This window comes from Curtobacterium sp. DN_7.5, assembly GCF_022655355.1.
Lineage (GTDB): Bacteria > Actinomycetota > Actinomycetes > Actinomycetales > Microbacteriaceae > Curtobacterium > Curtobacterium luteum.
Window position 1 is genome coordinate 3,464,146 of the sequence record NZ_CP093378.1, and the last position, 25,498, is coordinate 3,489,643.

Consider the following 25,498-nt stretch of genomic DNA (forward strand, 5'->3'; position numbering starts at 1 on the left):
CCAGGCCGACAGCAGCACCCCGCTGACGCCGGTCACCACGCGATCTGCACAATTGACGAAAACAAGGATTCGGCGTGCCGAATCCTCTGGCACACTGGTCCCCATGACCGACACCGCGACCCGCCCCGCCGTGGCGACCACCCCGCGGAAGCGCGCCGCCGGTCTCACGCTCCTCGGCCCGGCGTTCGTCGCGGCCATCGCCTACGTCGACCCCGGCAACGTCGCCGCGAACCTCACGGCGGGGGCGAAGTACGGCTACCTGCTGCTCTGGGTCCTCGTGGCCGCGAACGCGAGTGCCGTCGTGGTGCAGTACCTCTCGGCGAAGCTCGGGGTCGTCACGGGCAAGTCGCTGCCGGAGCACCTGGGCCTGCGGATGCGGCGCACACCCCGGCTGCTGTTCTGGGCGCAGGCGGAGGTCGTCGCGGCCGCCACGGACATCGCCGAGGTCATCGGCGGCGCACTCGCGCTGCACCTGCTCTTCGGGCTGCCACTGGTCGCCGGCGGGGTGATCACGGGGGTGGTGTCGATGGCGATCCTGCTGCTGCAGAACCGGCGGGGCACCCGGGCGTTCGAGGCGGTCGTGACGGCGATGCTCGCGATCCTGACGGTGGGCTTCTGCGCCGGACTGCTCTTCGCGCAGGTGTCCCCGACCGAGCTCGTCGCCGGACTGGTCCCGCGCTTCGAGGGGTCCGGCTCGGTGCTGCTGGCGGCGTCGATGCTCGGTGCGACGGTGATGCCGCACGCGGTGTACCTGCACTCCGCCCTCGCGCGGGACCGCCACGGGGACGTCCCGGCCGGGCCCGAACGGCGCCGGGTGCTCGTCGCGACGCGGTGGGACGTGGGACTCGCACTGGTCGTGGCGGGCGGCGTGAACATCTGCATGCTCGTGCTCGCCGCGGCGACGCTGCCGGGGGTCGAGGGGACGGACAGCATCCCGGGGGCGCAGGCGGCGATCGCGGCGAACGTCGGCCCGGTGGTGGGCGTGCTGTTCGCGGTGGGGCTGCTGGCGTCCGGGCTGGCCTCGACGTCGGTGGGCTGCATGGCGGGCGCCGAGATCATGAAGGGGCTGCTGCACGTGCAGATCCCGGTGGTGGTGCGGCGGCTCGTCACCCTCGTCCCGGCGATCGTGCTGCTCGCGGTGAACGCGGACGCCACGATGCTGCTCGTGGTGAGCCAGGTGGTGCTGAGCTTCGGGATCGCGTTCGCGATCGTGCCGCTGGTGGTCTACACCTCGCGTCGGAGCGTGATGGGCGACGACGTGAACGCGGTACCCACCCGCGTGGTCGCGGGGGGCATCGCGCTGGTGATCGTGGCGCTCAACGTCGCACTGGTCTGGCTGACGCTGGCGGGCTGACAAGCCCCCTTGCCCCCTCGCACCGTGCGAGGGGGGGCGAAGTCCGGGAGGCACCGCGCGCGCCTCGCACGGTGCGAGGGCGGCACAGCACGGTGCGAGGTTTCGCGCACGGTGCGGGGCGCTGGCCCTCGCACCGTGCGCGATTCCTCGCACCGAGCGACAGCGCGCTCGCACCGAGCGACAGCGCGCCTGCGCCGCGTGCGCCAAGCGCGCCCGCGGCGCGCGCGCCGCGCCGCGCCCGCACCCGCCTACTCGACGACCTTGACGTCCTTCCAGAACGCGACGTAGCCCGAGTAGTCCTTGCCCACCCGGTCGAACGACGACGGGATCGGCGTCGGGTACGACCACGCCCGGTCCTGCAGCTGCTGCCCGTCGACGTTCACGGTGTAGTACTGCGTGTCGCCCTTCCACGGGCAGTGGTACTGCGTCGGGCTCTCGGTGAGGAGCTCGGTCTTCACGCTCGACGGCGGGAAGTACCAGTTGCCCTCGATCTGGATGAGGTCGTCCTTGTCGCTCTCCGCGATCACGGTGTCGCCGACGACTGCCTTCATGACGTGCTCCTTGCTCGGTCCGTTGACACCCCGGACGCTACGCCCGCAGGGTGACGAGTTCCCCACCGCGCGTCACGGCGGCGTGGACGACGGTCGGCTCGAGTGCCCGCGCCGCCTCCGAGGCCGACACGAGGTGCTTGACCGCACGCCGGAGCCCCGTGTACGCCGCACAGGCGGCAGCGGTCTCCGGCGAGGTGTGGTCGATCCCCTCCGCGGCGAGCGCGTCGGCGACGGCACCGGCCGCGAGGAGGTCCTCGACCGCGAAGTCCGGCGACTCGGGAGCGTCCCACGGCTCCCCCGCGGCGTCCGCCGCGTCCGAGTGGGCAGCGTGGTCGGTCCCGGCGGCGACGATCGCGACGACGCAGCGGTCACCGCGGTCGGCCTGGAGGCGCGTCACACGTCCGGCGATCGCGGTCGCGTTGCCGAGGTGGCCGAGCACCACCTCCGGGCCGTCGGGCAAGGCGGCGACGACCTGACGGAGCGCCTGGTCGTGGTGCTCGGACGTCGGGAGGACGTCGACCCACACGAGCAGGTGGGCGTCCTGCGCGATGCGCGCGGCGCCGGCGACGCCCCACGCGAACCGGACCTGGTACTGCTGCTGCGTGCGTGCTGCCACGCGCACCAGGGTAGCCGTCCACCAGCCCCTGTCCGTCTCCACAGGTCGTCGCCGGGGACGGCTCGGTGACGGGTGGTGACCGTAGGATTCCGTCTCATGGAGATCGCCCCCGTACCCACCCTGACCGGCGACCGCGTGACGCTCGAACCCCTCGGGTCGGAGCACGCGGACGACCTGCGGGCGGCGGTCACCGACGGCGACCTGTGGCGTACCTGGTACACCTCGATCCCGGCCCCTGCGCAGGTCGAGGCGGAGATCGAGCGCCGTCTCGCCGAGCACGAGGCGGGCCGGATGGTGCCGTTCGCCGTCCGTGACCGCCCGACCGGTCGCGTGGTCGGGTCGACGACGTTCATGAACGTCGACCGGGCGAACCGTCGCGTCGAGATCGGATCGACGTTCCTCGCCCGGTCGGCGCAGCGCACGGGCATCAACACCGAGGCGAAGCTGCTGCAGCTCTCGCACGCGTTCGAGTCGTGGCAGTGCATCGCCGTCGAGTTCCGGACGCACTTCCACAACCGGCAGTCACGGGCGGCGATCGAGGGCCTCGGCGCGAAGCAGGACGGCGTGCTCCGGAGCCACCAGATCGGCCGTGACGGCACCCTGCGCGACACGGTCGTGTTCTCGATCACGGCGGCCGAGTGGCCGACGGTCCGGATGTCGCTGGCCGAGCGGCTGCGGCGGCACGACCGGGCCGAGGGCTCGCGCCGGCGCACTGCACGCCACGCCTGAGCCGGCGTCCGGCGTCAGCAGGGCTGCGCGCCGGTGAAAGCGCGCGTCACAGCACGCCGATGACAGCGTGCCCGTCACAACACGCCCGTCACAGTCTGCCCGCGTAGCGTCGGTCGTATGCACGTGGGTCTCCGCACCGTCCTCGACGCACCGGTCGACGCCGTCCGTGACGCGCTCCTCTCGCCGTCCGTGATGGTCGCGGTCACGAAGCCGTTCCTCCGCTACCGGTCACGGGCGCCCCAGGGCTTCCCGGAGCGCTGGACGCCCGGCACACCGCACCCGATCGCCGCGGACGCCTTCGGCCTGTTCCCGAGCGGCGACACCCACGTGGACATCGACCTGTACGAGGTGCAGGGCGTCCCGGTGCAGCGCGACAACGGCGGCGGGGTGTCGGGGCTGTTCGGACGGATGACGATGGCGCACCGGATGGCGACCGTCGACCTCGGCGACGGCACGACCCTGCTGCTCGACCGGCTGACCTACCGGATGCGGCCCGCGTTCCTCGGTGTCCTGCTCTGGCCGGGCATGTGGGTCATCTGGCAGTGGCGCGCCCTGCGGATGCGACAGCTCGCCCCGACGTGGCGCCGCCCGGCGTGACCGCGTGTCCCGGCTCCGACCCGCCCGACCCGCGGGGTCGTGCTGGCACCGGCGAGCGCGCCGGGCGTAGCCTGAACGGGTGAGCGACCTGCGAGCAGGACACGAGCCCCGGACCGTCGACGCGTCCGTCGACCCGACGGTCGCGACCACCCTCGCGACGATCGACTGGCGCCGGATGACGTTCGATCTCTACCGGCGGGTCCGCGCGACACCGGACCCGGAGACCGCGCACGCGATGTGGCGCGAGACGCGGGATGCGATGTACGCCGACCACCCGGCCTCACCGCTGCTGCCCGAGGACGCGGCCGACTTCGAGTCGCTGCCGGTCCCCACCTACGACCCGGACTGGCGCTTCCGTGCGCGCATCGAACCGACGGAGCCGCAGGCGATGGACGTCGAGACGGGCACGGACGGCATCGTGCACTTCGACCGGCTCGGCGTGGTGCGGATCCCGGGTGTCGGCTCGCTCGACGTGTGGTCGCACGGCGGCTACGCCGGCGGCATCTTCGTCCCGGTGAAGGACGCCAGCGCGGGGAAGGCCCGCGGCACCTACGGCGGTGGCCGCTACCTGCTCGACACGATCAAGGGCGCGGACCTCGGCGGCGACGACGACGAACTCGTGCTCGACTTCAACTTCGCGTACAACCCGTCCTGCGCGTACGACCCGGCGTGGGCGTGCCCGCTCGCGCCCCCGGGCAACACCGTGTCCGTCCCCATCCCCGTCGGCGAGCAGTACGACTTCTAGCGAGGTGCAGATGAACGGTCTGGTGGCACTCGACCGCGGCGGCAGCGTCCCGCCGTTCGAGCAGGTCCGCGCGCAGATCGCGGCGCAGATCCAGGCGGGCTACCTCGTCGACGGCGAGCGGCTCCCGAGCGTTCGTGGGCTCGCGGACGAGCTGGGACTCGCGGCGGGCACGGTCGCGCGGGCGTACCAGCTGTTGGAGGAGTCCGGGCTGGTGCACACCGCACGGGGCGCCGGAACGCGGGTGGTCCGGCCGGCGGCGGTCCCGCCCGAGGTCGCTGAGGCGGCACAGGCGCTCGCGGTGGCCGCGCGGGGTGCCGGGCTGTCGGCGGACCAGGCAGCCGCCGCCGTGCACGAGGCCTGGCCCGCCTGACGCGACCGTCGAGGCGGGGGCGTCCGCACCTCCCGGCCGACCAGGCGCCCCGACCACGCGACCGTCGAGGCGGGGCCGTCCGCGCCTCCCGGCCGACCAGGCGCCCGATCACGTGACCGGCGGGGCGGGAGCGACCCGAGCCTCCCGGCCGACCGTGCCGCGGCACGGCGTCAGCAATGCTCGAACACGTACGCGTCGTCGCGCGGCGTCACGAGGTCGCGGTCCCGGAGGATCGTCATCGCCGGCCGCTTCGTCGACGCGCACACCCTGGACCACGGCCGACTGCTGTTGTCGGTGTACTCGACGTCGATGACGCGCTTCCCGTACGCCTTCGTGTAGGCGCCGCACTCCTGGTAGACGAAGCACTCCTCGGCGACGACGAAGTCGAAGCCGGTCTGCTTCCGTCCCGACGCCCCGAGCTGCGGGGTGTTCTTCTGCCCGACCGCGAGCTGCTTGGCGTGCCCGACCCGCACGAGCGCGGCGGCGAGCGCGAGGTTCCCGGAGCGGGTGAGCTTGCCCTTCGACCGTGTCCACGAGTCGAGGTTGTCGAACTCGACGGCGTCGAAGCCCCGGTCGGCGCACCGGGCGACCGTCTTCGTCAGCACCCGCACGATCGTCGCCCGCTTGGCCGCGGTCGTGGTGTCGAGGAGCATCTCGTCCGGCCAGTCCGGGTCGGACACCGGCGTGCCCTTCCGGTCACGGAGGATCGCCGTGGGGTGGTCCCGCTTCCACATCGCCGCGTCCTCCGGCTGGGTCTGGAACCCGTTGACGTAGCAGATCGAGTACGTCCCCGTCGCCGGGCGTGCGGTGCTGTCGCGCTCGACGATGGTGACGCCCTGCGGAGGGGTGTACGAGCCACCGAGCTGGTAGTCGGGGATGCCCGAGGTCGGCAGGTTCCGGTACGAGGACGCGGGTGCCGCGGTGGCGCAGGACGCCGTGCCGAGGACCGCGACGAGCGCGGTGGCGACGGTCAGGAGGACGGTTCCGGAGCGCACCCCCGAATCCTCCCACGCGGTCGGCGAACGCGCAGGACCCCCGGTCCGAGGGGGTCGTCCGCTATGCTTGCGGTACTCGAGGCGCCGATCGCCTCGTGCGTCGTACGGACGCCCCGACTCCCGACCACCTGCGTGGTCGATGATCGAGCACCTCACGGAGGTGCCCAGGCTTCTCTGCTGCGGCGACTGCGCCAGCCACCACCGGCGGCGCGCATCCCGCCCGCGCACTGCATCGCACGTGCGCCCACAGCCGGCCCGACCGGCTGGGAAGGTCACGATGACCGACACCATGCAAGACACCCGTTTCTCCGACCTCGGCGTCCCCGCGCCGATGGTCGACGTCCTCGCCCAGCAGGGCAAGGAGACCGCGTTCCCGATCCAGGCCGACACCCTCCCGGACTCGCTCCGTGGCAAGGACGTGCTCGGCCGCGGTCGCACCGGCTCCGGCAAGACCATCGCGTTCGCGATCCCGCTCGCCGCGCGCCTCGCCGCCAGCGGACGCAAGCGTCGCGCCGGACGCCCGCGCGCCCTCGTGCTCGCCCCGACCCGTGAGCTCGCGACGCAGATCGACGCGACCCTCGCGCCGCTCGCCAAGGCCATGGGCCTGAACACGACCACCATCTTCGGCGGCGTCGGTCAGGGCCGTCAGGTCGACGCCCTGCGCGGCGGCGTGGACATCGTCGTCGCGTGCCCGGGCCGGCTCGCCGACCTCATGCAGCAGGGCCACGTGAACCTCGGCGACATCGAGGTCACCGTCCTCGACGAGGCGGACCACATGGCCGACATGGGCTTCCTGCCGGGCGTGACGAAGATCATGCAGGCGACACCCGAGCAGGGGCAGCGACTCCTGTTCTCCGCCACGCTCGACAACGGCGTGGACAAGCTCGTCAAGAAGTTCCTGCACGACCCGGTGATGCACTCCGTCGACGAGGCGAACAGCCCCGTCGAGGCGATGACCCACCACCTGTTCGAGGTCCCGGACGCCGACGCGAAGAAGGACCTCGTCCGGACGCTCGCCTCGGGCTCCGGTCGTCGCATCATGTTCATGCGCACGAAGCACCACGCGAAGCGCCTGGCGAAGCAGCTCACCAGCTCGGGCATTCCGGCGGTCGACCTGCAGGGCAACCTGTCGCAGGGCGCCCGGGAGCGCAACCTCGCCAAGTTCTCCTCCGGTGAGGCGCTCGTCCTCGTCGCCACCGACGTCGCCGCCCGCGGTGTGCACGTCGACAACGTCGAGCTCGTCGTCCACGTGGACCCGCCGACCGAGCACAAGGCGTACCTGCACCGTTCGGGCCGCACCGCGCGCGCGGGGTCCTCGGGCGACGTGGTGACGATCTCGCTGCCGGCCGAGCGCCGCGACGTCGCACAGATGATGCGCGCCGCGGCGATCAAGGTCGCGCCGCAGCAGGTCACGTCTGCCTCGCCGGCCGTCACCGAGCTCGTCGGCGAGGTCGCTCCGATCCGCCACGTGGCCCCGGAGCAGCCGGCCCAGCAGCAGCGCGCGCCGAAGCAGCGCTCGGTCGAGTCCGAGGGCACGGGCGGCGGTCGTCGCCGTGGCCGCGGCGGTCGGTCGGGAGGCACGGCCCAGGCCGCGCAGTCCGCATCCGCCACCGGGGCGGCCGGCTCCGGCACCCGCCGTGGTGGTCGCCCGGCGGAGGCTGAGGGCGGTCGCGGCGGGCAGCGCACCGAAGGTGGCCGTGGCGCGCAGCGCTCCGACGCCTCGGGCGGGCGTCGCGGGGGCCGCGGGTCCGAAGCCGCCGCGTCCGGCGGTCAGCGCCGCGGCGGCAGCCGCCGAGCCTCGAGCGACGTCGTCCGGGGCGGTTCCGCGCCGGTGTGGTCGTCCGAGGGTGGCTACGCCGCGGGTCGCGGGGCCGGCTCCGAGTCGGGCGCGGGCCGTCGTCGTGGGTCGCGTCGCGCCTCCCGTCCGGCCGGCGCTGCCGACCGTCACTGAGGCTCGTCGTCCCCCGAACCTCGACGTCCCCTCCGAACGTGCTCGGGCGTCGGGCGTAGGTTCGCCTGCACCGGACGCCGCGCGAGCGGCCGACGGGGAAACGTCCGTCGTTGGAAGGAGACCGTATGGCTGGCAGCGAAGAGAACCACACCGGCGAGAAGCTCGTCGGCAAGGTCAAGGAAGGCGTCGGCAACCTCACCGGCAACGACAAGCTGAAGGCCGAGGGTCAGACCGACCAGGCCAAGGCGTCGGCCAAGCAGGGCGTCGACGACGTGAAGGACGCGGCGCACGGCGTCGCTGACTCCCTCCGCGACGAGAAGCACTGAAGCCGGTCACACCGACCGAGCTGCGGAGCCCCCGGGACCATGTGGTCCCGGGGGCTCCGTCGTGTGTGGGCCGGGCGTGTGCGTCGCGCGGACGTGCGCGTCGCAGCCGCGGTCTGAGGTCCGCACAGCCGGAGTCGACTCGCACCACGGTTTCGCGCAGTGCGAAGCGACTCCGGTTGTGCGGTGCCACGCGGCACCGCCGTGATCGTGCGTCGGCGGGCGCGCCGAGCGTGTCCGCTAGTGCAGCGCGCCGACCGAGGCGAGTCCCGCACGGAGCAGCGCCCCGCGGCCGCCCTCCATCTCGTCGGCCACGGCGTCGGACGCGGCCTCCATCGGGCTCATCCACGTGAGCTCGAGGGCGTCCTGCCGCGGCTCGCACGTCCCCGTCACCGGGACGACGTACGCGAGGGAGATCGCGTGCTGCCGCTCGTCGGTGTACACGGACGCGCCGGGCAGCGGGAAGTACTCGGCGACCGTGAAGGGCGTCGGGCTCGAGGGCAGCTGCGGGAACGCCATCGGCCCGAGGTCCTTCTCGAGGTGCCGGAACAGCGCCGTGCGGATCGACTCGCCGTACATCACCCGCCCGGAGACGAGCGTGCGCGCGATCGACCCGCTGGGAGCGACGCGGAGCAGCACCCCGACCTCCGTGACGACGCCGAGGCCGTCCGTGCGGACCGGGATCGCCTCGACGTAGCAGATCGGCAGGCGGCGGCGGATGTTCGCGAGTTCCTCGTCGGACAGCCAGCCGGAGTCGGGGTCGGGGGTGCGCAGCGAGGCCATGCACCGTGTCTACCAGGCACGGCAGCGAGTTCGACGGACGCCACGGCTAGCGTTGGCCGCATGATCGACAGCGAGCTCGTGCAGTGGACCCGTGGCCCGTCCGAGCGTGCGGGCACCCCGCTGCTCGTCGCGATGCACGGGGTGGGGTCGAACGAGCGCGACCTGCTCGGACTCGCACCCGCGCTGCCGCCCGCGTGGACCGTCGCCTCGTTGCGGGCGCCGCTCGAGTGGGGCCCGGGGTACGCGTGGTACCCGCTCGGCACACCGGGGTCGCCCGCGCTCGGCCCCGTGGACGAGGCGGTGGCCGCGGTGCTCGACTGGATCGACGCCGTCGCCGCCGATCACCCGCGCATCGGGTTGCTCGGGTTCTCGCAGGGCGGGTCGATGGCGTTGCAGGCGCTGCGAGCGCGGCCGGCGGGCTTCGCGTTCGCGGTGTCGTTGTCGGGGTTCGTGGTGCCGGGCGTCACGGACTCCCGGGACGAGGCCGTGGCAGCCGTCCGTCCGCGCGTGTTCCTCGGCCACGGCGACCTCGACCCGGTGATCCCGGCGGAGGCGACTGCTCGGACGCAGGTGTGGGCCGCGGCGCACACCGAGGTGACCGATCGGGAGTACGCGGGACTGCCGCACGCGGTGTCGGCCGCGGAGCTGGCCGACGTCGCCGCGTTCGTGGGCGACGGCGCGTAGCGCCGCGCGGACGCCGCGCAGGGCGAGACTCGCGGCACCGGAGGCGAGACTCGTGGAGGGCGACCGATCTCGCGCCGTGGAGCGCGAGATCGGTCGCTCAGCCCGAGTCTCGGGGGTGGTGGCGACCGACAGACGGACGGGAGGCGCGGTGCCAGCTGGCACCGTGCCTCCCGTCCGTCACCGGGTCACGCGGTCAGTCCGCGAGGATCTGCAGGAGGTCCTTGCGGAGCTGGTCGACCCTGTCGGTCGCCGCGGCGATCTGCTCGTCCGTCGCGGTCGTCCGGTACATGTGCAGGACGCCCATGGTCTTCCGGAGCGACTCGACGAACGCGCGCTGCGCGTCCGGCATGCCGGGCGCCTCGAACGCGGCCGCGATCTCGTCCGCCTTCGCCTCGGCCTCCGCCCGGCCGGTGTCGGTGAGCTCGAAGAGCGTCTTCCGGCCGTCACCCGTCGAGACGACGAGGTCCTCGTCGACGAGCTGCTGGAGCGTCGGGTACACCGAGCCGGGGCTCGGCTTCCACGCGCCGCCGGTGCGCTCGGCGATCGTCTTGATCACGGCGTAGCCGTTCTGCGGCCCCTCGGCGAGGAGGCCGAGGATCGCGAGGCGGACGTCGCCGCGACGGCGACGCTCCCGCCCGCCGAAGCCCGGGCCGCCGCCGAAGCCGGGACCGAAGCCCGGGCCGAACCCGGGTCCGAAGCCGCGGCCGGGACCGAAGCCGCCGCGCTGGTGGTCGCCACGGTCGCGGCCGGGGAAGCCGGCGCCGTGGTGGTGGTGCCGCGGGCCGCCGAACCGGGGGCCGCGCGGGTGCTGGTGCTGCTGGGGGTTCATGTCGTCGAAGCGCATGATGTGTCCTTCCGTCGTGCTGAGTCGGCTCGCGATGCGGTCTGACCGATCACCTTCGTCGTATCGCGATGTAGTAACGATACATCGCTGACGCATCGCGCGCATCAAGTCCGCCTGGGAATGACCTGGATTGCGAAGCGGTCCGACCGCGGTGCACGAACGGCTCTCTGCGTCACATGGCGCTTGAAGGAAGGCAAGAAACATGCAGAAGCAGATCCTCGGCGGCGTGGTCACCGCCGTTCTCCTCACGGGAGGAGTGCTGGCCGCTCCGGCTGTCGCGTCCGCCGCTCCGGCCGCGCACCCGGTCAGCGCGACCGCGACCACGGCGGCCGCTCCGGTCATCACGGTGACGACGCCCGAAGCGTTCCTCCCCGAGACCCGCGTCACGATCCGCGGGACGGCGACGCCGAACAGCGACGTGTACCTCTCGATCGTCGGCGCGAACGTCCTCAACGAGCAGGTCCGGTCCGACGGTCGGGGCAACTGGTCCTACACCACGAGGAGCGTGCTGAGCGGCAACCTCGCTGGCAACTCGGCCTTCGTCGTGGCGCCCGACGGACGCTGGGCGCAGACGACGTTCGACCTGACCGGCGTCTACCCGCAGCCGACGCACGCCGAGGCAGCGCTCCGCGCCCTCGTCGTCTCGGGCGTCGAGCGGACCGGAGCTTCCTCTGCCCGGCTCTCCGGGACGGCGACCCCGGGCGCCGTGGTCTACGTCCGCTCGGCCGGCTGGTCGCAGGGCGTGGCGGTCGTGGGCGACGACGGCCGCTGGAGCACCACCATCACGATCGCGACCGCACCGGGTGAGGGCAGCTGGCCCGCGGGCAACGTCGTGTACCAGGACCACGCCTCGGGTTCGTCGCGGACGACCTTCGCGATCCCCTCCTGACGGCCGCCGGACGAAGAAAGAGACGAACGAACCATGACCATCACCACGACCATCGCCTCGACCGCCCTCGCCATCGGTGTCGCGGTCACGGGCATCGGGGCCGCCGCTCCTGCGACCGCCGCTCCCGCGATCGCGGCTCCCGCGACGGTGCACGCCGCACCGACCACTGCCGTGCCTCACGGCACGGCACCGTCGATCGACCACGTCCTCGTCTCCGACAGCGCGAGCGCGCCCGCGCTGGTCGTCGGGACGGCCCAGCCGGGTGCGATCATCGAGGTCTCGTACCGCGGGCAGACCGTCACCGTGCACGCAGGCGGAACGGGCACGCCGACGGCAGGGTACTGGGGCAGTGACCTCCCCGGCCGTCAGTTCGGTGGCGGTGACCGGACCATCACGGCCGTACAGATCGTCGACGGCGAGCGTTCGGCAGTCGCCTCGTACGAGTACCACGGGTTCGTCCTCCCGTTCTGATCGGTCCCGAGCGGGGCGTCGCGCCACCGGTGCGGCGCCCCGCTCGTCCCTCGGCCCGTTGTCGGTGGCCGCGGGCAGGATGGGACGGACCATGACGGACGTCTTCGAGCGCTTCTCCCCCGCGACCGCGGAGTGGTTCCGTGGCGCGTTCCCCGCCCCGACCGCCGCGCAGGCCGGAGCGTGGGACGCCGTCTCGACGGGACAGCACGCGCTCGTGATCGCCCCGACCGGGTCCGGCAAGACCCTGGCGTCCTTCCTCTGGTCGATCGACCGGCTCATCAGCGCGACCGACCGTCCCCCGGCCAAGCAACGGACCCGGGTCCTCTACGTGTCGCCGCTCAAGGCCCTCGGCGTCGACGTGGAGCGCAACCTCCGGAGCCCGCTCGTGGGCATCACCCAGACCGCCCGTCGTCTCGGACTCGAACCGCCGGACGTCACCGTGGGGGTCCGGAGCGGCGACACCCCGTCGTCGGACCGGCAACGACTCCTGCGGCAGCCGCCGGACATCCTCATCACCACGCCCGAGTCGCTCTACCTGATGCTGACCTCGAGCGCGCGCGAGACCCTGGTCAACGTCGACACGGTCATCGTGGACGAGGTCCACGCGGTCGCCTCGACGAAGCGCGGCGCGCACCTCGCGGTGTCCCTCGAGCGACTGGACGACCTGCTCGAGAAGCCCGTCCAGCGCATCGGCCTGTCCGCGACCGTCCGGCCCCCGGAAGAGGTCGCACGGTTCCTCGGCGGCCGTGCTCCGGTGACGATCATCGCGCCGCCCGCGCAGAAGACCTTCGACCTGCGGGTCGTGGTTCCCGTGGACGACATGACCGAGCTCGGTGCCCCGCCGGTCGGTGCGGACGCCACCGAGTCCCCGACGAACGGGTCGATCTGGCCGCACGTCGAGGAGCGCGTCGTCGACCTGATCGAGGAGCACCGCTCGACCATCGTGTTCGCGAACTCGCGGCGGCTGGCCGAACGGCTGACCGCGCGGTTGAACGAGATCCACGAGGAGCGGGTGCTCGCCGCGTCGGGTGCGGGTGAGCCGGTGGCCGCCGGCGTCGGCGCAGCCACCGGTCCGGTGCCGGTCACGCAGTCACCGGGCCGTGCGTCCGCCCACGCCCCCGTCGCCCAGCCGAAGCGACCGCCGGCCGACGTCATCGGCGCGTCCGGGCAGACCGGCGGGGGCGGTTCCGACGCCAGCGTCCCGGTGCTCGCGCGGGCCCACCACGGCTCGGTGTCGAAGGACCAGCGCGCCATCATCGAGGACGACCTGAAGTCCGGACGACTCCGCTGCGTGGTCGCGACGAGTTCCCTCGAGCTCGGCATCGACATGGGCGAGGTCGACCTCGTCGTGCAGGTCGAGGCCCCGCCCTCGGTGGCCAGCGGCCTGCAGCGGGTCGGGCGCGCCGGGCACCAGGTCGGGGAGATCTCGCGGGGCGTGCTGTTCCCGAAGCACCGCGCGGACCTCGTCAACAGCGCCGTCACGGTCGAGCGCATGGTCGCCGGCGAGATCGAGTCGATCAGCGTGCCGGCGAACCCGCTCGACGTCCTGGCGCAGCACACCGTCGCGGCCGGTGCCGTGGACACCGTCGACGTCGAGCACTGGTTCGAGCTCGTCCGCCGCAGCGCGCCGTTCAGCGGCCTGCCGCGCTCCGCGTTCGAGGCCACGCTCGACCTCGTGACGGGTCGCTACCCCAGCGACGAGTTCGCCGAGCTCCGGCCCCGGCTGGTGTGGGACCGCGTGCACGGCACCCTCACCGGACGTCCGGGGGCGCAGCGCCTCGCGGTGACGAGCGGTGGCACCATCCCCGACCGCGGCATGTTCGGCGTGTTCATGGTCGGAGAACGGGCCTCGCGTGTCGGCGAGCTCGACGAGGAGATGGTCTACGAGTCCCGCGTCGGCGACGTCTTCGCGCTCGGGGCGACGAGCTGGCGGATCGAGGAGATCACGCACGACCGCGTCCTCGTGAGCCCGGCGTTCGGGCAGCCCGGACGGGTGCCGTTCTGGAAGGGCGACGGACTCGGCCGACCCGCGGAGCTCGGTGCCGCGACCGGCGCGTTCGTCCGCGAGGTCGAGGGCGCCTCCGACGACGCCGCGCGGGCCCGGGTGTCCGCCGGAGGCCTCGACGAGCGGGCCGTGACGAACCTGCTCACCTTCCTCCGCGACCAGCGCGCGGCGACCGGGTACGTGCCGAACGACACGACCCTCGTGGTCGAACGGTTCCGCGACGAGCTCGGCGACTGGCGGATGATCATGCACTCGCCGTACGGCATGCAGGTGCACGCGCCGTGGGCCCTCGCGGTCGGAGCCCGGCTGCGGGAGCGGCACGGCATCGACGGCGACGCCATGGCGGCCGACGACGGCATCGTGGTGCGCATCCCGGAGACCGACGCGGAGCCCCCCGGAGCCGACCTGTTCGTCTTCGACCGCGACGAGCTCGAGGTCCTCGTGACCGACGAGGTCGGCGGCTCCGCGCTCTTCGCCGCCCGGTTCCGGGAGTGTGCGGCGCGGGCGCTGCTCCTGCCCCGGCGGAACCCCGGGCAGCGGTCGCCGCTCTGGCAGCAGCGTCAGCGGGCGTCCCAGCTGCTCGAGGTCGCGCAGAAGTACCCGACGTTCCCGATCGTGCTCGAGACCGTGCGCGAGGTGCTGCAGGACGTCTACGACGTGCCGGCGCTGCTCGGGATCGCGGACGACATCGCCGGGCGACGGATCAAGCTCGTCGAGACGGAGACCGAGCAGCCGTCGCCGTTCGCCCGGACGCTGCTGTTCGGCTACGTCGCCGCGTTCATGTACGAGGGCGACTCCCCGCTGGCCGAGCGGCGAGCGGCGGCGCTCTCACTCGACTCGACGCTCCTCGGCGAGCTGCTCGGACGCGCCGAGCTCCGTGAACTGCTCGATCCGGCCGTCATCGCGTCCGTCGAGCAGGACCTCCAGCGGCTCTCCCCCGACCGCCGGGCCCGTGACGCCGAGGGGCTCGTGGACGTCCTGCGGCTCGTCGGCGCGCTCGACCTCGACGAGCTCACGGCCCGCAGCTGGGTCGCCGCCGACGACGACACCGCACAGGTCGCCGCTGCCCTGCAGACGCTGGAACGCGATCGTCGGGTGCTGTCGTTCTCCCAGGCCGGCCAGACGCGGTGGGCCGTCATCGAGGACGCCTCGCGGTTGCGCGACGCCCTCGGGGTCCCCCTGCCCATCGGTGTGCCGACCGCGTTCGTCGAGCCCGTCGCCGACCCCCTCGGCGACCTCGTCGGCCGGTACGCACGGTCACACGGGCCGTTCTCCGCGCACGAGGCCGCAGCACGCCTGGGCCTCGGGGTCGCCGTCGTCCAGGACACCCTCCGCCGACTCGCCGCCGACCGCCGCGTGGTCGAGGGCGAGTTCCGCCCGGACCGACAGGGCGCGGAGTGGTGCGATGCCGAGGTGCTCCGCCGCATCCGCACGAAGTCGCTCGCCGCGCTCCGGCACGAGGTCGAGCCGGTGTCGCCCGACACCCTCGCCCGCTTCCTGCCCGCGTGGCAGCACGTCCACACTCCCGGCGCCCGCGGCGGTCTGCGTGGCATCGACGGCGTGCTGCAGGTCCTCGACCAGCTCGCCGGGGTCGCACTGCCCGCCAGTGCGTGGGAGTCGCTCGTCCTGCCCTCGCGCGTGACCGACTACACCCCGTCGATGCTGGACGAACTGACGGCGACCGGCGAGGTCCTGTGGTCCGGCGGGGGGACCCTGGCGGGGAACGACGGCTGGGTGCGGTTCCACCTCGCCGAGACGGCGGACACCACGCTGGCGGAGCCGGACGGTGGCGAGACGACCGAGCTGCAGCGCGACGTGCTCGGAGCCCTCGCCGGCGGCGGCGCGTACTTCTTCCGGCAGCTCGCACAGGCCGTCGGCAGCACCGACGACAAGGCCCTCGGCACCGCGCTCTGGGACCTCGTGTGGGCGGGGCAGATCACGAACGACACCCTCGCGCCGCTCCGGTCCGTGCTCGCCGGCAAGGCGAAGAGCACGAGCACGCCGCGGACCCGCGCCTACCGCGGGCGTCGCCGGCCCACCCTGCCGAGCCAGTCCGGACCACCGACGGTCGGCGGTCGCTGGTCGATCCTGCCCCTCGCACAGTCCGACGCCACCGTCCGCGCCGCCGCGACCGCCGAGCAACTGCTCGAACGCTACGGGGTCGTGACCCGCGGTGCCGTGCAGGTCGAGGGCGTCCGGGGCGGGTTCGCCGGGGTCTACCGCGTGCTCGCCCGCTTCGAGGAGTCCGGCCGAGCACGTCGCGGCTACTTCGTCGAGGGCCTCGGCGCCGCACAGTTCGCGACGGGCCCGACGGTGGACCGGCTCCGGACGTTCGCGCGCGACCTCGACGACGACGAGCGTGCCGACCCGGAGCGTGACCGGCAGGCGATCACCCTCGCCGCCACCGACCCCGCGAACCCGTACGGGGCGGCGTTGCCGTGGCCGACCGACGCGTCGGGCGCCGGCACGGACAGCGCCGCGGTGACGAGTGCCGGGGTCGGCACCGATCCCGCGTCCGGGGCCGGCACCGTTCCCGCGTCCGGGGCCGGGGTGCCGGACAAGCAGTCGGGGCGCGGACACCGTCCAGGGCGCAAGGCGGGTGCGCTCGTGGTCCTCGTCGACGGCGCGCTCACCGTGTACGTCGAACGCGGCGGGAAGTCGGTCCTGACCTTCAGCGACGACCCGGGTGACCTCGCCGCCGCTGCCGTGTCGATCGCGTCGACGGTGCGCCGGGGCCTCGGCAAGCTGTCGGTCGAACGGGTCGACGGCGCCTTCGTGCTGGAGGCCCCGCTCGGCCAGGCGCTCCGTGACGCCGGGTTCACCGCCACACCGCAGGGGGTGCGACTCCGTGCCTGAGGGCGACACCGTCTACCGGGCCGCCCACCGGCTGCACGCCGCACTCGCCGGCAAGGAGCTCACCCGCAGCGACTTCCGCGTACCGGCGTTCGCGACGCTCGACCTCGTGGGCCGCACGGTCGACGAGGTCGTCCCCCGCGGCAAGCACCTGCTGCACCGGATCGGCGACCTGACCGTGCACTCGCACCTGAAGATGGAGGGCCGTTGGGACGTCTACGCCCCCGGGGAGCGGTGGCGGCGGCCCGCGCACCAGGCCCGTGTCGTGCTCGACGCCGCCGACGTCTCGACGGTGGGCTTCACGCTCGGCATCCTCGAGGTGGTCCCCCGGGAGCAGGAGCCGGAGATCGTCGGGTACCTCGGCCCCGACCTCCTCGGGTCCGACTGGGACGCGGACCTCGCGCTCGCGAACCTCACGCGGGACCCGGAGCGGCCGATCGGGCTCGCCCTGCTCGACCAACGTGTGCTCGCGGGGCTCGGCAACGTCTACCGCGCCGAACTCTGCTTCCTCCGAGGCGTGCTGCCGACCCGTCCGGTCGGGCAGGTCGCCGACCCGGCACGGGTGATCGCCTTCGCGAGCCGACTCATCGCGGCGAACCGTGACCGCAACGCGCGGGTGACGACCGGTGTGGACCGCCCGGGTCGCCGACTGTGGGTCTACGGACGCGCCGGCAAGCCCTGTCTGCGCTGCGGGACGCCGATCCGCCGGGGCGAGCTCGGCGAGTCCGAGCTCACGCTCCGAGACACCTACTGGTGCCCCCGCTGCCAGAGCTGACGACCGATCCGGTCAGCGGTCCGCCGCGATCACAACACACTGCTCGACCGAGCGCGCCGCGCCGGGGTCGTGCGCGAACGCGGTCGGCATCGGCGACGCTCCTCGTCCGAGCCCGCGTCCCGCGTCCCGCGTCCCGCGTCCCGCGCTGCACGGTTGACGGGCCAGAGCGGACCGTCGAAGCACGCGGAGGTTGGGTCGGACGTCGGCGTCGGCGCACCCGACCAGGAGGACGGCGATGACGGCTGCCCCCGGGGACGTAGCCACGGTCGTGGTTCGGTTCAGCATGACCTCGCCGCTGCGTCGGGTCCGGTCGCAGGTCCCTCAGGTCGGTCCGTCTTGCGCGGTCCGGGTCACCGTGGCGGGTGCAGGTGCTCCGCGGCCGTCGCCCGGACGGCTTCGGTGACGCGCTCGAGCATCGGCGACGCCAGGTTCCACCGCTGCCACCACAGCGCGACGTCCGCCCTCCGTCCGGGCACGAGTTCGACGAGCTCGCCGCGGTCGAGCGGGTCGGTGCACTGCGCCTCGGGGAGGAGGCCCCACCCGAACCCGAGCCCCACGGCCCGGGCGAAGTCCGCCGAGGTCGGGACGAAGTGCCGTGGCCCGCGGGGGGCGTGCCCGAGGACCCGTCGGAGGTACCCCTGCTGCAGGTCGTCGGCACGGTCGTAGTCGACGAGGGGCACGCGGTCCAACCGGTCGAGCACGCGTCGCTCGCTCGCCGTCGTCGGGTCGACGTCCGCGAGGTACCGGTCGACGAACGACGGGGCCGCGACCGCCCGGTAGCGGTCGACGCCGAGGGCGACGGACGAGCAGCCCTGGACGGGGTCGGCCTCGGCCGTCACGGCGGCCATCACGGTGCCGGCGCGGAGCAGCTCCGCAGTGCGGTCCTGGTCTTCGCGGTGCAGGTCGAAGACGACCTCGGTCTCGGCGCGCACGAGGGCGAGCGCGTCGAGGAACCAGGTGCCGAGGGAGTCCGCGTTCACCGCGAGGGGGATCGACGGGACGGTCCCGGTCTCGCCGTCGAGCGCCCGGGCCGTCTCGTCGTCGAGCAGTCGCGCCTGCCGTGCGTGCCGGAGGACGATCTCCCCCGCGGCGGTCGGCGTGACCGGGGACGTCCGCCGGAGGAGCACCCGGCCCACCTGCTGCTCCATCGCCTTGATCCGCTGGGACACCGCGGAGGGCGTGACGGCGAGCGCCCGGGCCGCAGCGTCGAGCGTGCCGTGGTCGACCGCGGCGAGGAGGGTCTCGAGGTGCTCGCGCTGGAGCCGGATCATCAGCACAGCTTACGGTGGTGCAGGAACGTGAACTGGGCTTCAGGCAGTTCGACGCCTAGCGTCGGAGGGTGATCGTCCCGCTCCTCTCCGGCCTCGGCACCGGCCTCGCCCTCATCGTCGCCATCGGTGTGCAGAACACCTACCTGCTGCGACTCGCGGTGTCCGCCGGCCTCCGCGTGGTCGCTGCTGCGGTCGTGGTCTGTGCCGCATCCGACGCCGTCCTCATCGTCGCGGGCGTCCTCGGGGTGGGTGCTGTCGTGGAGCGGTTCCCGGTGGCGCTCGTGGTGGTGCGCTTCGTCGGCGCGGCGTTCCTCGTGGCGTACGGTGTGCTCGCGGCGCGACGGGCACTCCGTCCCGTGGGGCAGGCGCTCCGGCTCGAGGACGCGGCGGACCCGGCCGAGGCAACCGCGCCCCTCGTCGGACATCGCGCCCTGCCGGACCGGGGCGCGGTGTCCGCCGCGGGGCGCGAAGCACAGCCCGCCACGCCCGCCGCCACCGCCGCACCCGTCGCCGCGCCCACCGCGACCGGGACCGGGACCGGCCGCGCGACGGCAGCACCCGACCCGACCACGTCGACGACGGGGGCAGCGCGGACGGGGCGTGCCGCGCCTCCAGGCCGGGCGGTGACCGCGCGCGCCGCGGTGGCCACCATGCTCGTCTTCACGTGGGCGAACCCGCACGTGTACCTCGACACGCTGGTCTTCCTCGGCTCCGTGGCGAACCAGCAGGGACCGGTCGAACGGTGGCCGTGGACGGTCGGAGCGGTCCTCGCGAGCTGCGTGTGGTTCGCCGCGGTCGGCTTCGGCGGACGGCTGCTCCGACCGCTCTTCGCGAAGCCGCTCACCTGGCGGGTGTTCGACGGCCTCGTGGCGGTCGTGATGCTCGGCTTCGGGATCGCGCTCGTCGTCGGCGCGTGACGCGGTGCGGCCTGCGGCTGCACGACCGAAGTCGGCTCGAACCACGGGTTCCGCTGGTTCGAGCCGACTTTCGTTCTGCGGACGCGTCCCGCAGGACGCGCCGAGCGCGCTACCGCAGCGCCTGACCCACCCGGCTGTGCCGACGGCTGTAGCCGAAGTAGACGGCGAAGCCGATCGCGAGCCAGATCACGAAGCGGATCCAGGTCTCGACCTCGAGGTTGAGCATCAGCCAGAAGCACAACGCCGCGGAGAGGATCGGCAGCACCGGCGACCACGGCACCCGGAAGGCCCGCGGAGCATCCGGCCGCGACCGGCGCAGCACGACGATGCCGATCGACACGAGCACGAACGCGGACAGCGTGCCGATGTTGATCATGCCCTCGAGCTTGTCGACCGCGGTGAACCCGGCGATGAAGGCCACGACGATCCCCGCCACGACCTGTACCCGCACCGGGGTCTGCGTCTTCGGGTTCGTCTGCGAGAACCAGCGCGGCAGCAGACCGTCACGGCTCATCGAGAACACGATGCGCGACAGGCCGAGCAGCAGGACCATGACGACGGTGGTCAGCCCGATGAGCGACCCGATGGCGATGATGCCGGCCGCCCAGGGCAGCCCGACGATGTCGAACGCGGACGCCAGGGAGGGCGCGTCCTCCTGCGCGAGCCGCTGGTAGGACACCATGCCGGTGATGACGATGCTGACGCCGACGTAGAGCAGCGTCACGATGCCGAGACCGATGAAGATGCCGCGGGGCAGGGTCTTCTGCGGGTTCTCGGTCTCCTCGGCGCTCGTCGCGACGACGTCGAAGCCGATGAAGGCGAAGAACACCAGCGACGCGGCCGCGAGCAGCCCGAAGACGCCGTACTGGGCCGGGGCCTGCCCGGTGACGAAGGACACGAGCGACTGCGTCAGCACGCCGCCCTCGGCACCCTTGGACGGCTCGGCCGGCGGCACGAAGGGCGTGAAGTTGGCGGCCTTGACGAAGAACGCGCCGGCGACGATCACGAAGACGACGATCGCGACCTTGATGACGGTGATCACCGCGGACACCCGGGACGACAGCCGCGTCCCGAACGCGAGCAGCACCGTGAAGACGCCGACGATGAGGACCGGGCCCCACGTGAAGCCGATCGGGCCGAGCTGGATCGTGGAGGGCAGGTCCACGCCGAAGACCCCGAACGCGGTGCTGAGGTAGATGCCCCAGTACTTCGCGATCACGGCGCTGGCCGTCAGGGTCTCGAGGATCAGGTCCCAGCCGACGATCCAGGCGAGCAGCTCGCCCATGGTCGCGTAGGTGAACGTGTACGCGGAGCCGGCGACGGGGATCGTGGACGCGAACTCGGCGTAGCACATGATCGCGAGGCCGCAGGTGACGGCCGCGAGGACGAACGACACGATGACGCTCGGCCCGGCGAAGTTCGCGGCGGCGTTCGCGCCGACGGAGAAGATGCCGGCGCCGACCGCGACCGCGATCCCCATCGCGGCGATGTCGAACGTCTTGAGGGACCGCTTGAGCGAGCGGCCCTGCTCTTCGGAGTCGGCGAGGGAGGCCTCGATCGACTTGACACGGAGCGGTGTTGCCATGGGGTGGTTCCCGTCATCGGCTGGCGGCGGACCCCGTGAGGGTACTGGTGTACCACCCCGACACGCAAAGCGTCCGCGTGGACGGTCCTCCCACCACGGAACGGCCGGGAGGCTCGGCTTGCCTCCGTGCGGCAGGTGCCGCCCGGCGGTGGCTCGCGTCAGGCCGCGCGGGTCCAGTCCCGCAGGAAGCGTGCGCCCGCCTCGTCGTGGATGACGCCCTCAGGAGCGGTGAGCACCGGGTAGGACGTCGCCGGGACCCCGTCGGCCGGCCGGACGTCGACGTGGGCGACGTCGTGGCCGTTCGCGTGCAGCCAGTCCGCCATCGCGTAGTCGCTGCGGGAATCGCCCATCGTCCGCCACGCGACCGGCAGTTCCCCGTCGGCCGCGAGGAGCTCGAGCGACCGCTCGGCCCCGAGGTCCTTGCCGCTCCGGTCCGACTCGACGTCGGTGGAGATGATCGTCGGGTCGATGCGCCACGCGACGCTGCCGTCCGCTGCCGGTCGGACGTCGTCGAGCCGGCGGACCCCGAGTCCCCGGCGCACGAGCGCTCCCATGGCCTTCGCGTCGAACTCCGGCTGCCGCTCGAGGTACGTGGCGTTCGGCACCTCCACCCGCTGCTCGATCGAGACCATCGCGCGCTTCGTCTCGTCGAAGAACACCAGGTCCGCGTACTCGGCGCGCACCAGCTCCCGCATCTCGTCGGCGTAGTCGCGAGGCAGTGCGAGGTCCTCGGCGACGGTGAGCTCGCCCATGCCGCCCTCGTACTGCGGTCCGATCGAGCACCAGACCGCGCCCTTCTCGCACACGGCGTGCACGCGGCCACCCTCGGCCAGCCCACCGGCGAGGAGCGGCGCCACGACCTCGGAGCGGATGAACGCGTCGCTGCGGCCGGTGTTGAAGACGATCGGGATGCCCTCCGCCGCGAGGGCGACGAGGTCGTGGACGATGCTCGGGATCGCGATCGTCCGGGTCACCGGACTGGCGATCGGGCCGTCGACGTCGAGCAGGAGTCCGAGACGGGGTGCGGTCACGGGACCATCTTCGCAGGAGTGCAGCGCCCCCGGAGGACGGGGCGCGGTCACCGCCCGGGCGCCCGGCGCGGTCACCGCCCGGGAGCCCCCGGCCGTGCGGCGCCCACGAACCGGTCGATCGTCCGCCGCACCATGGTGGGCTCCGGACGGTGCCACTGCCCCGGCAGCTCGAGGTGCGCGGCCCCCGGGACGGCCTCCGCCAGCGCGCGCGCGGCCTCACGCATGAAGTCCGGACCGCGATCGCCGGACGCGACGAGCACCGGGACGCCCACCGAGGCGGCGATGCGCTCCGGGATGGCGAGCCCGTTCAGGACGCGGACGTCGCGGGGCAGCACGTGGGCGTCACCGAGCAGGGCCGACCACACCCCCGGTCGGAGCCGGAGCAGGGCGACCTGACCCATCGGCACGCCGAGGACGTGCGCGAGGAACGCCCGCACCGTCTGGGACCGACGCCCCGCCGCGACGTGCTCGTCCAGCAGGTCCGCGAACACGACGTCGTCGACGTGGTGTTCGACGCTCGCCCGGAACGGCGGCTCGAAGAGCACCGCCCGGCTGATCGGCACCCCCGCGGCCAGGCCGTGGATGACCACCCCGGCGCCGACGCAGTTGCCGTACGCCGTCACCGGACCGGGCACCGACCCGACGACCGCGCGGAGGTCGTCGACCTCGCGCTCGATCGCCCACGGCGCCGTGTCGCCCGACGCACCGCGCCCCCGCCGGTCGTAGGTGACCACCCGGTAGGAGTCGGCGAGCGCTGCGACGAGCCGCTCGAGGTACGGGGTCCCGCGGTGGTCGAACGCGCCGCCCACGACGACGAGCGCCGGCCCGCTGCCGGTCTCCGTCACCGCGAGCGCGGTGCCGTCCGCGGACACGACGGTCCGGTCGACGGTCCGGGGCGGGACGGGAGGGTGCATGTGGTCCTCGAGAGGTCGTGCGACGGCGGTTCGCCGGGTCCTCGGGACGGACCGTGCGGGAGGTGTCCTGCGAGCATGGCAGGCCGGGCGAGGCTCGCCAACACCCGCAATGAGGGGAGGACGGCGCGGTGCAGCCCTCAGACGAGCGCCGTCGTCCCGACCGACTCCCGCTCGAGCAGCGACCGCTTGACGTCGAGGCCCCACGCGAAGCCGCCGAGCGTGCCGTCGCTGCGGAGGACCCGGTGGCAGGGCACGAAGAGCGCGGGAGCGTTCCGCGCGCAGACGCTGGCGGCGGCCCGCACGGCATCGGGTCGTCCCATGGCGGCCGCGAACTCGCGGTAGGTCAGGACGGAGCCTGCGGGGATGTTCCGCAGCTGCCGCCAGCCCTCGGCGAAGAGCTCGGTGCCGGCCTGCCGGACCGGGACCTGCATCGCGTGCTCGAGCTCCCCCGCGTAGAACGCGTCGACGGCGTCGGCCGAGGCCACACGGCCGTCGAGCACCCGGCCCGGCCGGTACCGTTCGGCGATCCGGGCGAGGACCCGGTCGGCCTGGTCGGTCCAGCCCGAGGCGAGCACCCGCCCCTCGGCGTCCTCGAGCACGGTGAAGGGGCCGTCGGGGGTGTCCAGCGTCTGGATCGTCGCGTCGGTCATCGTTCGTCCTTCCGGGCGGCCGCAGCCGCAGTCGTCATGTGGCCGACGCCGGCCGTCGCCATCGCGCGGTCGACGATCGGTCGCCAGCAGTGCATCGTCAGGTAGCTCCGCCACGGGGCCACCTGCTCCGACCGTAGGGAGAGCTCGCGGACCGCACCGGGCAACCCGAGTTCCTGTGCACCGTTGCGCACCGCGAGGTCGCTGTGCAGGAACAGGTCGGGGTGGTGCCGGACACGGAGCGCTACGTAGTCGGCGGTCCACGGGCCGATCCCCTTCACCGCGAGCAGGCCCTCGCGGAGCTCCTGCAGGGACTGCCCCGCATCCACCACGAGCGATCCGTCGGCGAGCGCCGCGGCGACCCGGAGGATCGTCTGCACCCGGGCCGCAGGACCGCGGAGGACGGACCCGCCGCGCTCGGCGATCGCGTCCACCGTGGGGAAGAGCCGGCCGCCGGGCAGCACCGACTCCGGCGCGGTGGCGCCGAGTGCGGCGACGAGCCGGGTCTGGGCGGTGCGGGCCGCGGCGACCGAGACCTGCTGCCCGATGAGGGTGCGGATGACGACCTCGTGCGGGTCGACCGCCCCGGGCAGCCTGATGCCCGGGACGCGCGCGACCGCGGGTTCGAGCTCGGGCAGGGTCGTCAGCACGGCGTCGACCGCGACGGGGTCGGCGTCGAGGTCGAAGAGTGCGCGGACCCTGGCGACCAGCGTGGGGAGGTCGGACAGGTCCTCGACCCGCACCTGCAGGTCGATCCCGACCGCCCGCCCGGCGGCGGCCGTCGCGCGGAACCAGCCCGCGCCTCCCGGCAGGGAGACCAGCCGTCCGTACGAGGTGACCCGGCCGTCGGCGTCCACGTCCACCTGCTCGGTGCCGGGCAGCGCGTGCAGCGCGTGCCACTCGAGCAGCCCCTGGGCGTCGAAGGGCGCGCGTGCCGGGAGGTGCACGTGCAGGGCGCCGTCGCCGACGGGCCGCAGCGTCCGTCGTGCGCGGAGCTCGGTCGGCGTGACCGCGAAGACCTCGCGCACGGTGTCGTTGAACTGGCGGACGCTCGCGAACCCGGCGGCGAAGGCGACGTCGGCGATGGGCAGGTCCGACGAGGTCAGCAGCGTCCGCGCGGTCTGTGCCCGGTGTGCCCGGCTGAGCGCCTTCGGTCCGGCACCGAGCTCGGTCGTCATGATGCGGTTCAGCTGCCGCTCGGAGTAGCCGACACGGGCGGCGAGACCGGGCACGCCGTCGCGTTCGACGACGCCGTCGAGGACGAGCCGCATCGCGCGGCCGGCGACGTCCTCGCGGAGGTCCCACTCCGGGCTGCCCGGCGTGGCCTCGGGCAGGCAGCGCTTGCAGGCACGGAACCCGGCGAGGTGGGCGGCGGCGCTCGTCCGGTAGAAGGTGATGCCGGACGCACGTGGCGTCCGTGCTGGGCAGGACGGCCGGCAGTAGATGCCGGTGGAGTGCACCGCGGTGACGAACTGACCGTCGAACCGCGCGTCGCGCGAGGCGACGACACGGTACCGCTCGGCGTGCAGGTGGTCGGTCCCGGTGCTGGTCACGGGTCCAGCGTCGCACGGCTCACCGACATCGACTGGCGGGAATCG

At 73.4% G+C, this 25,498-nt stretch carries 24 protein-coding genes; 13 read left to right on the top strand and 11 right to left on the bottom strand.

Annotated elements, in window-relative coordinates:
• The first annotated feature begins 103 nt into the window (after window positions 1–103).
• Window positions 104–1,354 carry an Nramp family divalent metal transporter gene (locus tag MON03_RS16285; RefSeq protein ID WP_242089501.1) on the top strand — a complete coding sequence of 417 codons (1,251 nt, stop codon included), beginning with the start codon at window positions 104–106 and terminating at the stop codon, window positions 1,352–1,354.
• 248 nt (window positions 1,355–1,602) lie between these two features.
• Here the strand turns inward: MON03_RS16285 and MON03_RS16290 are convergent, their stop codons facing one another.
• Window positions 1,603–1,905, bottom strand: coding sequence for a DUF427 domain-containing protein (locus MON03_RS16290; RefSeq protein ID WP_022903205.1), 303 nt, complete (start codon window positions 1,903–1,905; stop codon window positions 1,603–1,605).
• Window positions 1,906–1,942: 37 nt separating this feature from the next.
• Window positions 1,943–2,521: a 2-phosphosulfolactate phosphatase gene (locus MON03_RS16295; RefSeq protein WP_022903204.1), complete on the bottom strand. Its 579-nt coding sequence runs from the start codon at window positions 2,519–2,521 to the stop codon at window positions 1,943–1,945.
• A 96-nt stretch (window positions 2,522–2,617) separates the two neighbouring features.
• Here MON03_RS16295 and MON03_RS16300 point away from each other — a divergent pair, with 96 nt between their 5' ends.
• The 4 genes from MON03_RS16300 to MON03_RS16315 all read left to right on the top strand — a co-directional run bounded on the left by MON03_RS16300 (window position 2,618) and on the right by MON03_RS16315 (window position 4,962).
• Window positions 2,618–3,250, top strand: coding sequence for a GNAT family N-acetyltransferase (locus tag MON03_RS16300; protein WP_242089503.1), 633 nt, complete (start codon window positions 2,618–2,620; stop codon window positions 3,248–3,250).
• Window positions 3,251–3,367: 117 nt separating this feature from the next.
• On the top strand, window positions 3,368–3,847 hold the full coding sequence (locus MON03_RS16305; RefSeq protein ID WP_242089505.1) for a hypothetical protein: 480 nt from the start codon (window positions 3,368–3,370) through the stop codon (window positions 3,845–3,847).
• 175 nt (window positions 3,848–4,022) lie between these two features.
• Entirely contained in the window at window positions 4,023–4,592 is a 570-nt protein-coding gene (locus tag MON03_RS16310) for a DUF1684 domain-containing protein (RefSeq protein WP_175328417.1), read from the top strand.
• Between the two features lie 10 nt (window positions 4,593–4,602).
• Window positions 4,603–4,962: a GntR family transcriptional regulator gene (locus tag MON03_RS16315; RefSeq protein WP_242089507.1), complete on the top strand. Its 360-nt coding sequence runs from the start codon at window positions 4,603–4,605 to the stop codon at window positions 4,960–4,962.
• Between the two features lie 170 nt (window positions 4,963–5,132).
• Here the strand turns inward: MON03_RS16315 and MON03_RS16320 are convergent, their stop codons facing one another.
• On the bottom strand, window positions 5,133–5,957 hold the full coding sequence (locus MON03_RS16320; RefSeq protein ID WP_242089509.1) for an endo alpha-1,4 polygalactosaminidase: 825 nt from the start codon (window positions 5,955–5,957) through the stop codon (window positions 5,133–5,135).
• Window positions 5,958–6,246: 289 nt separating this feature from the next.
• On the opposite strand from MON03_RS16320, the gene MON03_RS16325 reads away from it, so the two are divergent.
• Window positions 6,247–7,908 (top strand): DEAD/DEAH box helicase, encoded by a 1,662-nt coding sequence (locus tag MON03_RS16325; RefSeq protein ID WP_242089511.1) that lies wholly within the window; start codon window positions 6,247–6,249, stop codon window positions 7,906–7,908.
• A 125-nt stretch (window positions 7,909–8,033) separates the two neighbouring features.
• Complete coding sequence (locus MON03_RS16330; protein WP_022903197.1) at window positions 8,034–8,234, top strand: CsbD family protein; 201 nt, start codon at window positions 8,034–8,036, stop codon at window positions 8,232–8,234.
• 237 nt (window positions 8,235–8,471) lie between these two features.
• Here MON03_RS16330 and MON03_RS16335 read toward each other — a convergent pair whose 3' ends face one another.
• Window positions 8,472–9,014 (bottom strand): NUDIX hydrolase family protein, encoded by a 543-nt coding sequence (locus MON03_RS16335; RefSeq protein ID WP_022903196.1) that lies wholly within the window; start codon window positions 9,012–9,014, stop codon window positions 8,472–8,474.
• Between the two features lie 60 nt (window positions 9,015–9,074).
• On the opposite strand from MON03_RS16335, the gene MON03_RS16340 reads away from it, so the two are divergent.
• The gene (locus MON03_RS16340; protein ID WP_242089513.1) at window positions 9,075–9,698 is read left to right on the top strand and encodes an alpha/beta hydrolase; all 624 of its coding nucleotides are present in this window, start codon (window positions 9,075–9,077) and stop codon (window positions 9,696–9,698) included.
• A gap of 193 nt (window positions 9,699–9,891) precedes the next feature.
• Here the strand turns inward: MON03_RS16340 and MON03_RS16345 are convergent, their stop codons facing one another.
• Window positions 9,892–10,542 carry a PadR family transcriptional regulator gene (locus MON03_RS16345; RefSeq protein ID WP_031273171.1) on the bottom strand — a complete coding sequence of 217 codons (651 nt, stop codon included), beginning with the start codon at window positions 10,540–10,542 and terminating at the stop codon, window positions 9,892–9,894.
• A gap of 202 nt (window positions 10,543–10,744) precedes the next feature.
• On the opposite strand from MON03_RS16345, the gene MON03_RS16350 reads away from it, so the two are divergent.
• From MON03_RS16350 to MON03_RS16365, 4 genes are all read left to right on the top strand, one after another.
• Window positions 10,745–11,431 (top strand): hypothetical protein, encoded by a 687-nt coding sequence (locus MON03_RS16350; protein WP_242089515.1) that lies wholly within the window; start codon window positions 10,745–10,747, stop codon window positions 11,429–11,431.
• Window positions 11,432–11,464: 33 nt separating this feature from the next.
• Window positions 11,465–11,902, top strand: coding sequence for a hypothetical protein (locus tag MON03_RS16355; RefSeq protein ID WP_022903192.1), 438 nt, complete (start codon window positions 11,465–11,467; stop codon window positions 11,900–11,902).
• 91 nt (window positions 11,903–11,993) lie between these two features.
• Window positions 11,994–16,763, top strand: coding sequence for an ATP-dependent helicase (locus MON03_RS16360; RefSeq protein ID WP_242089517.1), 4,770 nt, complete (start codon window positions 11,994–11,996; stop codon window positions 16,761–16,763).
• The gene (locus MON03_RS16365) at window positions 16,756–17,535 is read left to right on the top strand and encodes a DNA-formamidopyrimidine glycosylase family protein (RefSeq protein ID WP_242089519.1); all 780 of its coding nucleotides are present in this window, start codon (window positions 16,756–16,758) and stop codon (window positions 17,533–17,535) included. The genes MON03_RS16360 and MON03_RS16365 overlap by 8 nt, the downstream gene beginning before the upstream one ends.
• 350 nt (window positions 17,536–17,885) lie before the next feature.
• Here MON03_RS16365 and MON03_RS16370 read toward each other — a convergent pair whose 3' ends face one another.
• Window positions 17,886–18,806: a LysR family transcriptional regulator ArgP gene (locus MON03_RS16370; RefSeq protein WP_204620589.1), complete on the bottom strand. Its 921-nt coding sequence runs from the start codon at window positions 18,804–18,806 to the stop codon at window positions 17,886–17,888.
• Window positions 18,807–18,874: 68 nt separating this feature from the next.
• Here MON03_RS16370 and MON03_RS16375 point away from each other — a divergent pair, with 68 nt between their 5' ends.
• Complete coding sequence (locus MON03_RS16375; protein ID WP_204620590.1) at window positions 18,875–19,723, top strand: LysE/ArgO family amino acid transporter; 849 nt, start codon at window positions 18,875–18,877, stop codon at window positions 19,721–19,723.
• A 109-nt stretch (window positions 19,724–19,832) separates the two neighbouring features.
• Here the strand turns inward: MON03_RS16375 and MON03_RS16380 are convergent, their stop codons facing one another.
• From MON03_RS16380 to MON03_RS16400, 5 genes are all read right to left on the bottom strand, one after another.
• A complete protein-coding gene (locus MON03_RS16380) occupies window positions 19,833–21,308 on the bottom strand; it encodes an APC family permease (protein ID WP_175328322.1) in 1,476 nt (491 codons plus the stop codon).
• A 158-nt stretch (window positions 21,309–21,466) separates the two neighbouring features.
• The gene (locus MON03_RS16385; protein ID WP_022903188.1) at window positions 21,467–22,339 is read right to left on the bottom strand and encodes a hypothetical protein; all 873 of its coding nucleotides are present in this window, start codon (window positions 22,337–22,339) and stop codon (window positions 21,467–21,469) included.
• Between the two features lie 71 nt (window positions 22,340–22,410).
• Window positions 22,411–23,253, bottom strand: a complete 843-nt coding sequence (locus tag MON03_RS16390) for an alpha/beta fold hydrolase (protein ID WP_175328323.1) — start codon at window positions 23,251–23,253, stop codon at window positions 22,411–22,413.
• A gap of 137 nt (window positions 23,254–23,390) precedes the next feature.
• On the bottom strand, window positions 23,391–23,903 hold the full coding sequence (locus MON03_RS16395; protein ID WP_022903226.1) for a methylated-DNA--[protein]-cysteine S-methyltransferase: 513 nt from the start codon (window positions 23,901–23,903) through the stop codon (window positions 23,391–23,393).
• Window positions 23,900–25,453, bottom strand: a complete 1,554-nt coding sequence (locus tag MON03_RS16400) for a DNA-3-methyladenine glycosylase 2 family protein (protein WP_242089521.1) — start codon at window positions 25,451–25,453, stop codon at window positions 23,900–23,902. The genes MON03_RS16395 and MON03_RS16400 overlap by 4 nt, the downstream gene beginning before the upstream one ends.
• Window positions 25,454–25,498 lie beyond the last annotated feature (45 nt).

Coding starts and splice junctions, on each gene's coding strand:
- MON03_RS16310 (WP_175328417.1), top strand. CDS start 4,023: ATGACGTTCGATCTCTACCGGCGGGTCCGCGCGACACCGGACCCGGAG.
- MON03_RS16285 (WP_242089501.1), top strand. CDS start 104: ATGACCGACACCGCGACCCGCCCCGCCGTGGCGACCACCCCGCGGAAG.
- MON03_RS16370 (WP_204620589.1), bottom strand. CDS start 18,806: ATGATCCGGCTCCAGCGCGAGCACCTCGAGACCCTCCTCGCCGCGGTC.
- MON03_RS16325 (WP_242089511.1), top strand. CDS start 6,247: ATGCAAGACACCCGTTTCTCCGACCTCGGCGTCCCCGCGCCGATGGTC.
- MON03_RS16290 (WP_022903205.1), bottom strand. CDS start 1,905: ATGAAGGCAGTCGTCGGCGACACCGTGATCGCGGAGAGCGACAAGGAC.
- MON03_RS16390 (WP_175328323.1), bottom strand. CDS start 23,253: ATGCACCCTCCCGTCCCGCCCCGGACCGTCGACCGGACCGTCGTGTCC.
- MON03_RS16305 (WP_242089505.1), top strand. CDS start 3,368: ATGCACGTGGGTCTCCGCACCGTCCTCGACGCACCGGTCGACGCCGTC.
- MON03_RS16345 (WP_031273171.1), bottom strand. CDS start 10,542: ATGCGCTTCGACGACATGAACCCCCAGCAGCACCAGCACCCGCGCGGC.
- MON03_RS16340 (WP_242089513.1), top strand. CDS start 9,075: ATGATCGACAGCGAGCTCGTGCAGTGGACCCGTGGCCCGTCCGAGCGT.
- MON03_RS16300 (WP_242089503.1), top strand. CDS start 2,618: ATGGAGATCGCCCCCGTACCCACCCTGACCGGCGACCGCGTGACGCTC.
- MON03_RS16380 (WP_175328322.1), bottom strand. CDS start 21,308: ATGGCAACACCGCTCCGTGTCAAGTCGATCGAGGCCTCCCTCGCCGAC.
- MON03_RS16330 (WP_022903197.1), top strand. CDS start 8,034: ATGGCTGGCAGCGAAGAGAACCACACCGGCGAGAAGCTCGTCGGCAAG.
- MON03_RS16360 (WP_242089517.1), top strand. CDS start 11,994: ATGACGGACGTCTTCGAGCGCTTCTCCCCCGCGACCGCGGAGTGGTTC.
- MON03_RS16350 (WP_242089515.1), top strand. CDS start 10,745: ATGCAGAAGCAGATCCTCGGCGGCGTGGTCACCGCCGTTCTCCTCACG.
- MON03_RS16355 (WP_022903192.1), top strand. CDS start 11,465: ATGACCATCACCACGACCATCGCCTCGACCGCCCTCGCCATCGGTGTC.
- MON03_RS16335 (WP_022903196.1), bottom strand. CDS start 9,014: ATGGCCTCGCTGCGCACCCCCGACCCCGACTCCGGCTGGCTGTCCGAC.
- MON03_RS16395 (WP_022903226.1), bottom strand. CDS start 23,903: ATGACCGACGCGACGATCCAGACGCTGGACACCCCCGACGGCCCCTTC.
- MON03_RS16315 (WP_242089507.1), top strand. CDS start 4,603: ATGAACGGTCTGGTGGCACTCGACCGCGGCGGCAGCGTCCCGCCGTTC.